The organism is Photobacterium sp. GB-50 (assembly GCF_003026755.1).
Classification (GTDB): domain Bacteria; phylum Pseudomonadota; class Gammaproteobacteria; order Enterobacterales; family Vibrionaceae; genus Photobacterium.
Window position 1 is genome coordinate 58,209 of record NZ_PYNX01000011.1, and the last position, 14,450, is coordinate 72,658.

The 14,450-nt window shown below is 41.5% G+C and carries 12 protein-coding genes; 4 read left to right on the top strand and 8 right to left on the bottom strand.

Translation table 11 applies throughout. The features are described from left to right. Positions 1 to 289: 289 nt before the first annotated feature. From lysS to xerD, 5 genes are all read right to left on the bottom strand, one after another. Complete coding sequence (gene lysS, locus C9J41_RS14360) at positions 290 to 1,795, bottom strand: lysine--tRNA ligase (protein WP_005369658.1); 1,506 nt, start codon at positions 1,793 to 1,795, stop codon at positions 290 to 292. Between the two features lie 32 nt (positions 1,796 to 1,827). Continuing rightward, positions 1,828 to 2,926 (bottom strand): peptide chain release factor 2 gene (prfB, locus tag C9J41_RS14365; RefSeq protein ID WP_105059510.1). Its coding sequence is split into 2 segments (ribosomal slippage): positions 1,828 to 2,850 and positions 2,852 to 2,926, totalling 1,098 coding nucleotides; the frame shifts between segments, so codons are not numbered across the junction. A gap of 179 nt (positions 2,927 to 3,105) precedes the next feature. Next, complete coding sequence (gene recJ / locus C9J41_RS14370; RefSeq protein ID WP_107207254.1) at positions 3,106 to 4,830, bottom strand: single-stranded-DNA-specific exonuclease RecJ; 1,725 nt, start codon at positions 4,828 to 4,830, stop codon at positions 3,106 to 3,108. Positions 4,831 to 4,944: 114 nt separating this feature from the next. Beyond that, positions 4,945 to 5,673: a bifunctional protein-disulfide isomerase/oxidoreductase DsbC gene (gene dsbC / locus C9J41_RS14375; protein ID WP_107207253.1), complete on the bottom strand. Its 729-nt coding sequence runs from the start codon at positions 5,671 to 5,673 to the stop codon at positions 4,945 to 4,947. Between the two features lie 160 nt (positions 5,674 to 5,833). Next, positions 5,834 to 6,730, bottom strand: coding sequence for a site-specific tyrosine recombinase XerD (xerD, locus tag C9J41_RS14380; protein ID WP_107207252.1), 897 nt, complete (start codon positions 6,728 to 6,730; stop codon positions 5,834 to 5,836). 214 nt (positions 6,731 to 6,944) lie between these two features. On the opposite strand from xerD, the gene fldB reads away from it, so the two are divergent. Further along, positions 6,945 to 7,466, top strand: a complete 522-nt coding sequence (gene fldB / locus C9J41_RS14385; RefSeq protein WP_107207251.1) for a flavodoxin FldB — start codon at positions 6,945 to 6,947, stop codon at positions 7,464 to 7,466. Between the two features lie 74 nt (positions 7,467 to 7,540). Here fldB and brnQ read toward each other — a convergent pair whose 3' ends face one another. Continuing rightward, the gene (gene brnQ, locus C9J41_RS14390) at positions 7,541 to 8,854 is read right to left on the bottom strand and encodes a branched-chain amino acid transport system II carrier protein (protein WP_107207250.1); all 1,314 of its coding nucleotides are present in this window, start codon (positions 8,852 to 8,854) and stop codon (positions 7,541 to 7,543) included. Between the two features lie 397 nt (positions 8,855 to 9,251). Between brnQ and C9J41_RS14395 the strand changes: the two genes are divergently transcribed. Further along, positions 9,252 to 9,974 carry a tRNA1(Val) (adenine(37)-N6)-methyltransferase gene (locus C9J41_RS14395; protein WP_107260524.1) on the top strand — a complete coding sequence of 241 codons (723 nt, stop codon included), beginning with the start codon at positions 9,252 to 9,254 and terminating at the stop codon, positions 9,972 to 9,974. 193 nt (positions 9,975 to 10,167) lie between these two features. After that, positions 10,168 to 11,418 carry an ATP-dependent RNA helicase SrmB gene (gene srmB / locus C9J41_RS14400; RefSeq protein WP_107207248.1) on the top strand — a complete coding sequence of 417 codons (1,251 nt, stop codon included), beginning with the start codon at positions 10,168 to 10,170 and terminating at the stop codon, positions 11,416 to 11,418. 81 nt (positions 11,419 to 11,499) lie between these two features. Here the strand turns inward: srmB and yaaA are convergent, their stop codons facing one another. Both yaaA and C9J41_RS14410 read right to left on the bottom strand, forming a co-directional pair. Next, positions 11,500 to 12,273, bottom strand: a complete 774-nt coding sequence (yaaA, locus tag C9J41_RS14405) for a peroxide stress protein YaaA (protein ID WP_107207247.1) — start codon at positions 12,271 to 12,273, stop codon at positions 11,500 to 11,502. A gap of 103 nt (positions 12,274 to 12,376) precedes the next feature. Beyond that, a complete protein-coding gene (locus C9J41_RS14410) occupies positions 12,377 to 13,804 on the bottom strand; it encodes a sodium:alanine symporter family protein (RefSeq protein WP_107207246.1) in 1,428 nt (475 codons plus the stop codon). Positions 13,805 to 14,248: 444 nt separating this feature from the next. Between C9J41_RS14410 and C9J41_RS14415 the strand changes: the two genes are divergently transcribed. Further along, positions 14,249 to 14,431: a DUF3545 family protein gene (locus tag C9J41_RS14415; protein ID WP_005369686.1), complete on the top strand. Its 183-nt coding sequence runs from the start codon at positions 14,249 to 14,251 to the stop codon at positions 14,429 to 14,431. The last annotated feature ends 19 nt before the right edge of the window (positions 14,432 to 14,450 follow it).

Genomic DNA, 14,450 nt, shown 5'->3' on the forward strand with positions numbered 1-14,450 from the left:
TGTGTATTAATAGTAACCGCACCAAATACTTAACAATACTATATGTACGCCACACCAGTGAGCAACATGTTTACTATTAAATTCAAAGTATGCATCTATTTTTTATCTTAAAAGTTACATTTTATCGAAATACATCACAATCTTAATGAATTATTCTAAAAATCACATTCATTTTTAATGCAACAAATTAAAAAATAGCACCATTAAATATAAGGAAATGGTTATTCAGTTTTGTTTTTAGCAAAAAAAACCACCGCTTAGCGGTGGTTTTTTATATCAGAGCTTAGAACTAGTTGCTTTGAGGACGCATTGCTGGGAATAGGATCACGTCACGGATTGTGTGTGTATTGGTAAATAACATCACTAGGCGATCGATACCAATACCTTGACCCGCTGTCGGTGGTAAGCCGTGCTCTAGCGCAGTAATGTAATCTGCATCGTAGTACATTGCTTCATCATCACCCGCATCTTTAGCATCAACCTGCGCTTTGAAGCGTTGATCTTGATCTTGTGCATCGTTAAGCTCAGAGAAACCATTCGCTACTTCACGACCACCGATGAAGAATTCAAAACGATCTGTAATGAATGGATTTTCATCGTTACGACGAGCAAGTGGAGAAATATCTGCTGGGTACTCAGTAATGAAAGTTGGTTGCATTAGTTGAGGTTCAGCGGTTTCACCGAAGATCTCTTCTAGCAACTGACCACAAGTCCAGAAATCTTCAACATCAACGTGTACAGACTTAGCAATCTTCACCATTAGCTCACGATCAGCAACGCCTTCGTAAGTTAATGCTTGGATTTCTGCGTGCTCTGGGTTGTACTGCTTGATAGCATCTAGCATGCTCATACGTGTGTATGGACCTGCAAATTCAACTTCAAACTCACCGTATGGCATTTTAGAAGAACCAAGAACGTCAATCGCAATGCTGCTTAGCATTTCTTCTGTCAGATCCATCAGATCGTTGTAATCTGCGTACGCCATGTAGAATTCCATCATGGTGAATTCAGGGTTATGACGAGGAGATAGACCTTCGTTACGGAAGTTACGGTTGATTTCGAATACACGCTCAAAACCACCAACCACTAGACGCTTAAGGTAAAGCTCTGGTGCAACGCGTAGGTACATATCGATATCGAGTGCGTTATGGTGTGTGATAAATGGGCGTGCTGTTGCACCACCTGGGATCACATGCATCATTGGTGTTTCAACTTCCATGAAGCCTTTCGTTACCATGAAGCTACGGATCGCAGATACCACTTTTGAACGAACCACAAAAGCATGACGTGAATCATCGTTAACGATAAGATCAACGTAACGCTGACGGTAACGCATTTCTTGGTCAGTTAAGCCATGGAATTTTTCAGGTAAAGGACGCAGTGCTTTTGTTAGCAGCTCGTACTCATCCATATTCACGTAAAGATCACCTTTACCTGACTTATGAAGAGCACCTTTAATACCGATAATGTCACCGATATCTAAGCCTGAATACTTCTCTTTTAGCTCTTTCTGCACATCTTTTGATGCGTAAGCTTGAATACGACCAGATACATCTTGAATAGCTAAGAAAGGACCACGCTTAGCCATAATACGACCCGCGATTGCAAATACATGACCCGCTTCTTCAAGCTCTTCTTTGGTCATTTCACCGTATTTTGCATTGAGATCTGCCGCTAAGCTATCGCGACGGAAATCATTGGGGTGGCCATTTGCTTTGCAGTTTTCGCGGATCATATCTAATTTAGCGCGACGCTCAGCAATCAGCTTATTCTCATCTTGTAATTGATCAGTCATGGGGTAACCCTTAAATTTTTACCGGAATTCGGTTAAAGACCTGATTTCAGGCTTGCTTCTATAAAACGGTCTAAATCACCGTCCAGTACTGCTTGGGTGTTACGATTTTCCACCCCAGTACGTAAATCTTTAATGCGGGAGTCATCTAATACGTATGAACGAATTTGACTACCCCAACCAATGTCGGATTTGGTATCTTCACTGGCTTGCTTTTCAGCATTTTGCTTCTGCATTTCATATTCAAACAATTTCGCTTTTAACTGCTTCATTGCCTGATCTTTGTTTTTATGCTGAGAGCGATCGTTCTGACACTGCACCACAATGTTAGTTGGAAGGTGGGTAATACGTACCGCAGATTCCGTGGTGTTAACGTGCTGACCACCCGCGCCTGATGCACGGTATACGTCAATACGTAGATCTGATGGGTTAATATCAATCACGATATTGTCATCAATTTCAGGATAAACGAATGCTGAAGCAAAAGAAGTATGACGACGACCACCTGAATCAAACGGTGACTTACGCACTAAACGGTGAACACCTGTTTCAGTACGTAACCAGCCATAAGCATACTCGCCACTGATTCGAACGGTAACCGATTTCAGACCGGCAACATCACCATCAGAGATTTCAATGATTTCGGTTTTAAAACCTTTGGCATCAGCCCAACGCAAATACATGCGTAGCATCATTGAAGTCCAATCTTGTGCTTCTGTACCACCTGAACCTGCTTGAAGGTCAAGGTAACAATCAGACGCATCGTGATCGCCTGCAAACATACGACGAAATTCCAACTTAGCTAACTTAGCTTCAAGCTCAGCTAACTCAGGTTCAATCTCATCAAATGTTTCTTGATCGTTTTCTTCCACCGCCAGCTCTAATAAACCTTCAACGTCTTCAACGCCTTGATCTAGTAAGTCAATGGTTTCAACTACCGCTTCCAGTGATGCACGCTCTTTACCTAACGCTTGTGCGCGATCAGGTTCATTCCATACATCTGGTTGCTCTAATTCTGCGTTTACCTCTTCTAGACGCTCTTTCTTAGCATCGTAGTCAAAGGTACCCCCTAAGGGTATCAGTACGTGCTGACACATCCTCAAGTCGGTTTTTAATAGGATTAATCTCGAACATTGCCACTCTTCATTGTCGAAATGGACATAACCGAAAGATTCTATCGAATTGTAGATAGAATATACAGAGGGAGAGAAAGGTTATAAGAAAATTAATAATAAAATGGCGAGATTCTAGGCTTAATCAGCCTTGAAAACCTCGCCACTAAGATATTCGTTATCAAAAAATGAAAATAATACTTATTTCGCGTTCAAATGTTCAATCATCAATTGCACACTGCGATTGCCTCGGTATTCATTAACATCTAAACGGTAAACCAATTCAACTTGTTGAACCGATGCATCAGGCCAACGTTTCACATCAACATTAAAAGCAATCGCATCAATTACGCTACCGCCACTTAGCGGCTCTACCATCATCTTAAGGTGTTTCCCGCCCACTAACTTTTGATGCAATAATCGGAAAGTACCATCAAAGGCTGGCTCAGGAAATTGTTGTCCCCAAGGACCACCAGCACGAAGAATTTCAGCCACATCTAGGTTTAATTCATGACTGCCTAACTCACCATCTGTCATCAATACCCCTTTTAGCGCTTCTTCATCAAGTACATTACGAACCACCGCATCAAAAGCTTTACTAAAAGTATCTAATTTATCTTCAGGGATAGTAAGTCCTGCCGCCATCGCGTGACCACCAAATTTCAAAATCATCCCAGGATTTTGGGTATCGACCAGATCTAGCGCATCACGCATATGTAATCCAGGAATTGAGCGACATGAGCCTTTAATTTCACCGTTCCCCGCATCGGCAAAAGCAATCACAGGACGATGATATTTATCTTTAATACGTGAGGCTAAAATACCAATCACACCTTGGTGCCAATCGCGCTGGAAGAGCACTAAACCATAAGGCATATCTTGCTGATTAAACTTCAAACGCTCACAAATCGCTAAGGCCTCATCTTTCATGCCCAGCTCTATTTCTTTTCGAGTCTGATTTAAGCCATCTAGCTCTGATGCCATACGACGCGCTGATTGAATGTTGTCACACAACAGGAGTTCAACCCCAAACGACATATCATCTAATCGTCCTGCGGCATTAATGCGAGGCCCTAAGGCAAACCCTAAATCACTGGTCACTAAACGCGCCGGATCGCGATTGGCAACCTCAATTAGCGCTTGAATACCAGGTCGACACTTACCCGCACGAATACGTTGTAAGCCTTGATGCACTAAAATACGATTATTGCCATCAAGTGCAACGACATCAGCAACAGTTCCCAGTGCGACTAAATCCAGTAATTCAGCCAGATTAGGCATGGCGATACCTTGCTGTTCAAACCAACCTCTCTGACGTAATTCAGCGCGCAGTGCCAGCATGAGGTAGAAAGCTACCCCGACACCACACAGCGCTTTAGATGGAAACCCACACTCATTAAGATTTGGGTTAACAATCGCATCAGCGATCGGTAAACAATCGCCTGGCAAATGGTGATCGGTAACTAATACGGTCAAGCCTTTTTCTTTCGCTACCGCAACGCCAGCAATCGAAGAAACTCCGTTATCCACGGTCATAATCAGCTCTGCGCCACGTTCAATGGCTTGTTCAACCACTTCAGGGCTCAGGCCATATCCATCGTCGAAACGGTTAGGTACTAAATAATCAACATTTTTACAGCCGAGCATACGAAGCGCTAGCACAGATAATGCTGAACTTGTTGCGCCATCAGCATCAAAATCACCAACAATGATAATTCGTGTGTTTTGCAAAAGCGCATCCACTAACAACTGAACTGCGCTAGTCATACCATGAAGCTGATTGTAATTAAGTAGCCCCTTGGCACTACGCTCTAACTCAGCATCATTTTTGATCCCACGGCTAGCATAAATACGTTGTAAGATCGGAGGGATTTGATCTGAGAACCCCTCAGTATCTGCTAAAGGGCGACGTTTAATTTCAATCATAATCAGGCTTCTTATCAGTATTATTATCTTTTCATAGTAACGAAATAGCCTATAACAAAAAAGCCTGAACATAATGCTCAGGCTTTCTATTATTCCATCATCTACGACGCTAAATTAGCTTTTTGGTTGGCTATCAAGTAGCTGACGTAATGCTGCAGGCGGCTGATAACCAGGGATCATCGTACCATCAGCGAGAATAATAGCAGGCGTACCGTTCACACCCATTGCAACACCAAGCTCGTATTGTGCACGCACTAAATCTGGACGAGGTGTGATCTTACTTGTATCAAAATTGCCACTCTTCGCATCATCCATCGCTTTTGCACGATCTTTAGCACCCCAGATCGCACTCATTTGATTAAAGTTGCCAGAACGCTCACCACCACGAGGGAAGGCTAAATAACGAACAGTAATGCCTTCATCATTATAACCTTTGATATCATTATGTAATTTACGACAATAGCCACAGCTTGTATCGGTGAACACGGTAACGACATATTTTTCGTTCTTTGCAGGATAGACAATCATGTCTTTTTCCATCGCTGCAATTTTATCCTTGTTCATTTTTGCCATTTTTTGCTCTGTTAAGTTAACAGGCTGCGCACCATTATTTTCGTATAAGTGACCAACGACAAAATACTTACCATCATCAGAAGCATAAACAATGCCACGCTCTGTCATAATTTCATTTAATCCTGAAATCGGAGACGCTTCAATCGATGAAGGGGTTAAGCCGACTTTCGCAAGTTGCTGACTAATCGCCGCTTCATCTGGCTTCGCTGCCGCTGAAAAAGCCGTTAAAGCAACCGCTGTTGCCACAATTGTTCGGCTGATAAAGTGCATTTAATTTATCCTTAATTAATGATGATACTCTCAATCTTTATGAGACCTAATTCATCGTAAAATAGTTTCAAACTTTCTACTCTCATTTGCTAGGCAAGAATAAGTCAACTCTAACGGAACGCAAATAGTATTCACGAATTTACCTAACACTCTCTCACAATTATGCGCGAGGATGGTGAGTTTGGTGTAATTGTTTTAACCTTTCCGTTGCAACATGGGTATAAATTTGTGTGGTTGATAGGTCACTATGTCCAAGCAACATTTGTACCACACGAAGATCAGCACCGTAATTTAATAAGTGCGTTGCAAAGGCGTGACGCATCACGTGAGGTGATAATGTTTCTGCATCAATTCCCGCTAAAACAGCATAGTGTTTAATCCGATGCCAAAACGTTTGACGGGTCATTTGTCTTGCTCGACGACTCGGAAATAACACATCAGAGCTTTTTTCTCCCAGTAGTTGCGGACGCCCCGTATCAATAAATTGTTCAATCCAATCGACAGCATTTTCTCCCATCGGGACTAATCGCTCTTTATCACCTTTACCAGTAATGCGAACGACACCTTGGCGCAAGCTAATATTTTCCATAGTTAATGTCACAAGCTCAGTTACACGCAAGCCTGTTGCATACAACAATTCAAGCATCGCTTTATCGCGCAGTTCAATCGGATCATTAACATCGGGTGCTTCTAATAACGCATCCACTTGTGCTTCACTTAAATCTTTGGGTAAGCGTTTGGGTAATTTAGGTGTCACTAGCATCGCACTCGGATCGTCATCACGCATCTTTTCACGATGTAAATATTGAAATAAACGGCGAATAGCAGAAACCATACGTGCACGTGAGGTTTGCTTATAATCTTTATCAAATAACCATTGTTGATAACGCTGTAAATCATCAACTGAAACACTGATGACATTACGTGATTCTTGTTTTAACCAGCGTAATAGCTTGGTTAAATCATTGCGGTAAGACGACAAGGTATTTTCAGATAATCCTCGCTCCATCCACATCGCATCCAGAAAACGTTCGATAATAACGTCATCGTTTTCCATTTTTCACTCCAAAATCTGTGTTAGCAAAGCTTCAACACATGGATAAAAACACAGTACTTTCATTCATCATAGGATATTTTAAAGCAAAAGTAACGAGGCTTATTACAACAGACAATAAGTGAAAAAATATCGGATGCTTTTATTCACTTTATTGAGCTTGTAAGGTCATTACAGGTACACTCAAACAATAAATAAAAATACTAGGATACTCAGCATGAAAATCGGTTTGTTTTATGGCTCAACCACCTGCTATACCGAAATGGCAGCAGAAAAGATCCGTGATTGTATTGGTCCCGAGCTGATTGAACTGCGTAATATTAAAGAAGCAGACATCAATGAGATGAACCAGTTTGATATGCTTATTTTAGGTATTTCAACCTGGGACTTTGGTGAACTGCAAGAAGATTGGGAAGCCGTGTGGCAGCAGCTTGATGGATTACGTTTAACCAATAAAACCATTGCATTGTTTGGCTTAGGCGATCAAGAAGGTTACACCGAGTGGTTCCTTGATGCGATGGGAATGCTGCATGACAAGCTATTAGAAGCAGGCGTTCAATTTATTGGCTACTGGCCCAATGATGATAGCTACCAATTTGAAGCATCAAAAGCCCTTACTGACGATAAACAATTCTTTGTCGGTCTTGCGCTGGATGAAGACTCACAATACGAACATTCCGATCAACGTATCACCCAGTGGTGTGAGCAAATTATGCTTGAGTACGCCGAAACCTTGTGAGCAATCACATTGCATATATCAACAAAAAGGGATGCACATGGCATCCCTTTTCTATCTCTATCTCAACAGTGAATTTACGCTAACTTATCTTGTGGCCCCATCGCTTTGCCACCGACAAAGCGCGTGATCGCAAGCGCAATCAAAGTCGGTAATACCCAAGCCATACCATAATTAAATAGTGGTAAATCACTGAACATTGATACATCAAACTTCAAGTATTTCGCCACATCAATCATGCTAAAGATAAAAGAAACCAACAACACAACACGGTATGCTAAACGTGGATTCGGTAACCATTTACGTACTAAGGTTAATGCGACCAGTGCAATCGCGACTGGATACAAAGCAAATAACACAGGTACAGATAACGCAATCAACTGGTTCAAACCCACATTGGCTACCACCGCACAAATTACCGCCAAAATCACCGCCCACTTTTTGTAAGACAGTGACGTCAAAGAGCTGAAGTAATCTGCACATGCACTGATCAAACCGATCGCTGTCGTTAAACAGGCAAGTAATACAATTGCAGATAGGATCACCTGACCCGGCGCACCAAATAACGCCATCACATAGCCAGTTAAGATAACGCCACCATTAGCCGCATTAGGTGCAATCGCTGTACTGGTCGCGCCTAAGTAAAATAATGAGATATATACAAAGGCTAAGCCTGCTGCTGCAATAAGACCGGCGTAGATCAGGTAGGTACAGGTTGTTTTTTCATCACTAACACCTTTACTGCGGATCACATCCACAATCAGCATACCAAACATCAAGGCCGCGAAAGTATCCATGGTGTTATAGCCTTCAAGGAAACCTTTCGTAAACGCCTGTGTTACATACTCACCTTGCGCTGCAACAATCGAACCTTGTGGATTTACAAATACTGCAATAGCCAGTATAGCCAATACGATAAACAGTGCAGGTGTTAAGAACTTACCAATCATGTCGATCAGCTGGCCACGAGACCAAGCAAAAAAGAGGGCGACTGCAAAAAAGATCACAGAAAAAGTCGTTAAGCTTGCTTGACCAGCATCTGCCGCCATAAATGGTTTTACTGCCATTTCATAAGCGACTAAACCTGTTCGCGGCGCAGCAAAAGCAGGACCAATAATAATAAAAATCAGCACCGCCATTAACGTTGCTATTTTTGAGGGTAAATCACGGGTTAACCCCTGCCAGCCACCACCTGCCATTGCAACGGCAATAATGCCAATTAAAGGTAGACCAACGGCTGTAACTAAAAAGCCAAACATGGCCGAAAGCATATTTTCACCGGCAAGTTGACCTGCTAATGGTGGAAAAATAATATTCCCAGCACCAAGAAAGAAAGCGAAAGTCATAAAACCTAACGCTATAATGTCTGTTACTTTGAGTGTCTTTTTCAAACTGCACCTTCCACTCTTCTTATGGGTTACGTGTTGTGTTTTTATAATTATCCACGTTGATTACAAAATTAAACATATATAACCAACGAAAACATAATGGATAAAAACAGCATTCTTGGCAATAGTGTAGAAATAAACACCACATAATACATAAACAAAGCATTAAAACCAAAATATAAAACCAATAAAGACAACAAGAATAGAATATAAAACCAACTAAACACAAAAGATTAAAATATAAAAAAAAAGCAAACATAGTAGTTAACTATGTCAAAACAATAAAAGCGCAATAACCAAGCCGTTGTGATGATTAGTGTTATAACCATTACGGTTAATCGTTTATTCCATATTTAGCTCAAACTACTTAGCTCAAAACACAAGAAAAGGGAAAATAGCCATGTCACGCGGCTTTAGCTTTAAACAATTTCACGTCAATGATTTAGGCTGCGGAATGCCTATCAGCACCGATGGTGTATTGCTAGGAGCATGGGCAGCTATGCCTCGACAAGGTAGAGTGGTGGATATTGGTACAGGCAGTGGTTTATTAGCACTCATGGCTGCACAGCGGACAAGCACGTTAGCTTTACCTATTACTATCGAAGCTATCGAAATCGATCCACAAGCCGCAGCGGCAGCACGCCAAAATTTCACAAATTCACCTTGGCATCCACGCTTACAGTGTATTGAACAAGATGTCACAGAATGGCGACATACACAGCCCCCTAATAGTATTAATGCGATTGTGTGTAACCCCCCTTATTTCAATTTTGGTCAGCAAGCAGAGCAATCACACCGTGCTACTGCTCGACATACCGATACATTTAGCCATCAACAGCTACTTAAAACGCTTCAATGGCTTCTTACAGAAGAAGGGATCGCCAGTATTATCTTGCCAAGTTACGAAGGACAGCGTTTAATTGAAGCCGCTGCTGAATATCATTTACATTGTATTGAACGTTGTGATGTCCAAAGCACCGAGAAAAAAGCACCGATTCGATTACTTCTACAATTGAGTAAAAAGAAACAAACCTGTTATTCATCTCACCTTTGCATTCATAATAATGGTGATTATTCAATTGAATTCAAAGCATTAACGAAAGATTTCTATCTGAAAATGTAACCGAATACGACATTTATATCCCCTGTAAACGTTGTAATAATCATCAATGATTAAAGTTTTTATGTTTTAATCGGTGTCACTTACGCCAAGAGTGGCTATAATGCCGCCCCTTAAATATTAATACCCTTGTTGTTATTCTTTGTAATTGGCATACGATAATGACACATAGCATTTGTCTTGGGAGAGATAACTGGTGAGAGACTTTTCCGAATTAGAGTTAGATAGCGAGCTGTTACGAGCAATTGAAGAAATCGGCTATAGCCGCCCAACAGTGGTTCAAGCGCAGGCTATCCCTCATGCCCTTGACGGTAAAGATGTAATGGCTTCTGCGCCAACAGGGACCGGAAAAACAGCAGCCTTTCTTCTACCGATGATCCAACACTTGCAAGATTTCCCACGTAAAAGACCGGGACCTGCACGTATTCTGATCTTAACGCCAACGCGTGAACTTGCCATTCAAGTTGCCGATCAAGCAAGAGCATTAGCAAAATATACAACACTAAAAGTATTTACCATCACAGGTGGTATCTCATATGACGAACATGCCGAAATGCTGGGTAAAACTCAGGATATCGTGGTAGCAACACCAGGTCGTCTTATGGAGTACATTGAAGCTGAGAAATTTGACTGTCGTGCTATCGAGTGTTTGATCCTTGATGAAGCCGATCGCATGTTAGACATGGGCTTTGGTAAAATTGTTGAGCGTCTTAACCATGAGTGTCGCTGGCGTCGTCAAAGCTTATTGTTCTCCGCTACCTTAGAAGGTAAAGGTGTACGTGAGTTTTCAGAAACAATTTTGAATGAGCCTGTTGAAGTAAATGCAGATCCTTCTCGCCGCGAACGTAAAAAGATCCACCAAATGTACCTTCGTTGTGACAATATGGATCACAAGCTTGCTCTGTTAGAAAACATCATTAAAGAGCAAGCTGAACGCACGATCATCTTTGTCAAAACACGTGAGCGCCTAGCTGTACTTCGTGGTCAACTAGAAGCCATGGGCATCCCTTGTAACTGGATCCAAGGTGAAATGGCACAGGCTGCACGTACAAACATGATCACTCGTTTTCGTGATGGTGTTGTGAACGTATTAATTGCGACAGACGTTGCTGCACGTGGTATTGATTTACCTGATGTTAGCCATGTGATCAACTTTGATCTACCTCGTACAGCTGAAGTTTATGTACACCGTATTGGTCGTACAGCGCGAGCGGGTAAGAAAGGAACGGCAATCTCCTTGGTTGAAGCACATGATCAAAGCATGATTGAACGTATCAGCCGCTACATGAAAGAAGAAGTGCCTGAACGCTTTATTCATGGCCTACGTCCACAGACCAAAAAAGCAAGCACTGCCAAGAAAAAGAAAAAAGTGAGTAAAAAAGTAAAAGAAGCGAAAGCGAAAAAGAAAATCAAACAAGCGGCAAAAAAAGGCCAAGCTAAATCGTAATTTCTCTTTTACCACATAGATAAAACAACAAGGCCAACTTTCACGAGTTGGCCTTTTTCATTTAAAAATAATTATTTATTACTATTGTTCTTCACGCTTAAATACGAATTCTTTCGCTGTTGATTCTGCTTCAACAAAATAATAACCCGCGGTATCAAATTCTTTTAAAGCTTCAATCGATGTGATTTGATTATCAAGAATGTAACGCGCCATCATGCCACGGGCTTTTTTGGCGTAAAAGCTGATCACTTTATAATTACCGTTCTTACAATCTTTAAAAACAGGTGTGATAAGTTGAGCATTCAACTTCTTCGGTTTCACCGATTTAAAATATTCGTTAGATGCAAGGTTAATCAGAATATCATCGCCCTGCTCTACTAATGCTTGGTTCAATTTATCGGTAATGATATCACCCCAAAATTGATACAGATTAGTACCGCGAGGGTTCGCTAATTTCGTCCCCATCTCTAAGCGGTAAGGTTGCATCAAATCTAATGGACGCAATAAACCATATAAACCCGAAAGCATACGTAAATGCTGTTGAGCATAAGCAAACTGTTGTTCCGTCATGGTTTCAGCCGCAAGACCAGTATAAACATCACCTTTAAAAGCCAATATTGCCTGACGAGCATTGTCTTGCGTAAATTGTGGCTGCCACTCAGCAAAACGAGCTGCATTCAAACCTGCAATTTTATCGCTCACTTTCATTAAGCTCGCAATATCCATTGGCGTTAACTCACGACATACATCAATCAGTTCAGCAGAGTGATCCGTTAGCTCTGGCAAAGTATAGGTTGATGTTACCAATGGCGATTCATAATCAAGGGTTTTAGCGGGGGAAACCACAATTAACATAAGGCTTTTTCCTTTAAAGTCTGACTTGAAAAGATTATCACTAAACAACAAAAAAGCCACTTAGAAACTAAGTGGCTTTGGTTATTTCAGTAATAGGCGTTCACTATGATTTACTCTTATCCCAAATGCCTTCTTCTAACTGGGCATGAAGCTCTGGGTAATCATTACTATCAAACGTCGGCACCTTACCCAGCGATAACTGTTTATTGTAATCAGTAGCCAACTTCACCACAGTGCCTGACAGTAAAACAATCGCGACTAAGTTAATCAGTGCCATCATTCCCATTGAGACATCGGCCATTGCCCATACCGTTGGCAGATCAGCTAACGCCCCAAACATCACCATAAAGAGCACCACAACACGAAAAATATTCAAGCCAATTTTATGGTTATGCTCAAGAAAAATAAGGTTGGTTTCAGCATAGGAATAATTAGCAACGAGCGATGTAAACGCAAAGAAGAAAATTGCAACGGCAATAAACACAGAGCCCCAATCGCCGACTTGCGAGCTCAAGGCACGCTGAGTTAACTCAATCCCTGTCACTTCACTATGGGGAACATATTCGCCAGACATCAAAATAATCGCGACAGTGGATGAACAGATCACCATTGTATCCATAAATACCCCCAGCATTTGCACATATCCCTGCGAGGCAGGATGGGGCGGATAAGGTGTTGCAGAGGCTGCCGCATTCGGTGCCGATCCCATGCCAGCTTCATTCGAAAATAAGCCACGCTTTAACCCATTAATCATTCCTTGCGCGATGGTATATCCCAGTGCTCCCGATGCCGCTTCTTCTAGACCGAAAGCACTGCGAAAAATCATCATGATAATATCAGGCAGTTTTTCTATGTTGATCGCCATAATATAAAGGGCAAGCACCAGATAACATAATGCCATTGCAGGAACTAAAATTTCCGCGGTTCTTGCAATCGTTCGCAAACCACCAAAGATGATCACTCCAGTCATGATCACAAGCCCAATACCAACATATATCGGTGACCAGCCAAAAGCGACATGAGCCGCCTGACTTATCGAGTTAGCTTGAACCGAGTTAAACACTAAGCCAAAAGCAATGATCAAAAAGACCGAGAACATAACGCCCATCCAGCGCATGCCTAATCCTTTTTCCATATAATACGCAGGACCACCACGATAATTACCATCATTATCGCGGGTTTTATAAAGCTGAGCTAATGCACTTTCTGCAAAAGCAGTCGCCATACCAAGCATAGCAATCAGCCACATCCAAAAGATCGCGCCGGGGCCACCCAAAGTTAAGGCCACGGCGACTCCCGCCATATTACCTGTGCCGACTCTAGCCGCTAAGCTCGTACATAATGCTTGGAAGGAAGAAATTCCGGCACTGTCTGATTTGCGACTGTTTTTCATCACCTTAAACATATGTCCAAAATGACGGAACTGGATAAAGCTCAAACGGTAGGTAAAGTAAATACCGACTCCTATCAGTAAATAAATTAATACCGAGCCCCAGAGTAAGTCATTTAAAAAGGTAATTTGGCTAGACAAGTGGGTTCCTTCTACAACACCGTACGTATCGAATAAATAATGGCAATGGATGTGGTATCCACCCAAGCAGCGCAAACTAAATCATTACAATTTAGTAACCAAACAGAGTGATTACACATGGATATTCCCTCTCTTATTTTTGTAAGTCTATTATGAGGGGATATATCAAAAAAATTTCATTCATTATCACATGAAATACACTAAGGGTATATTTTTTAAGTAAATATCTAAAAACTTCCCACTAAATCCAAACATAAATAAATCCTAATCGCGAGTTGTTTTCTTACATTTTCGGTCATAAAAAGGATATATTTGACTTTTAGCACATAAAAATTTCATCTTTAAGCAACAAATGAGAAACAGTTCAATTTTACTCTACCCCATAGTGTGATAATTAATGACCTTGTAGCTTATATTTAGCTAGATCATAGGAAGAGGTGCTTTATGGATAGCTTTGCATTTGATGATATGTTCACCACAGAAACCGTCTCTCGTCGCTCTCGAGCAAAACCTGAAAAACGTAAATGGCGTGAAATCGAAGCCTTAAAAGATCGTCAACGACTTCGTCGTGAACTTCAAGATATGGATATGTGCGGTAGTTACAATGCCGATGAATTCGACTTTTAACAGACAGTTCCAGACTAAA

Excerpts from the sequence above, each read along its gene's own strand:
- lysS (WP_005369658.1), bottom strand. The coding sequence starts at position 1,795 with ATGACTGATCAATTACAAGATGAGAATAAGCTGATTGCTGAGCGTCGC.
- recJ (WP_107207254.1), bottom strand. The coding sequence starts at position 4,830 with ATGATTGAAATTAAACGTCGCCCTTTAGCAGATACTGAGGGGTTCTCA.
- dsbC (WP_107207253.1), bottom strand. The coding sequence starts at position 5,673 with ATGCACTTTATCAGCCGAACAATTGTGGCAACAGCGGTTGCTTTAACG.
- xerD (WP_107207252.1), bottom strand. The coding sequence starts at position 6,730 with ATGGAAAACGATGACGTTATTATCGAACGTTTTCTGGATGCGATGTGG.
- fldB (WP_107207251.1), top strand. The coding sequence starts at position 6,945 with ATGAAAATCGGTTTGTTTTATGGCTCAACCACCTGCTATACCGAAATG.
- C9J41_RS14395 (WP_107260524.1), top strand. The coding sequence starts at position 9,252 with ATGTCACGCGGCTTTAGCTTTAAACAATTTCACGTCAATGATTTAGGC.
- yaaA (WP_107207247.1), bottom strand. The coding sequence starts at position 12,273 with ATGTTAATTGTGGTTTCCCCCGCTAAAACCCTTGATTATGAATCGCCA.
- C9J41_RS14415 (WP_005369686.1), top strand. The coding sequence starts at position 14,249 with ATGGATAGCTTTGCATTTGATGATATGTTCACCACAGAAACCGTCTCT.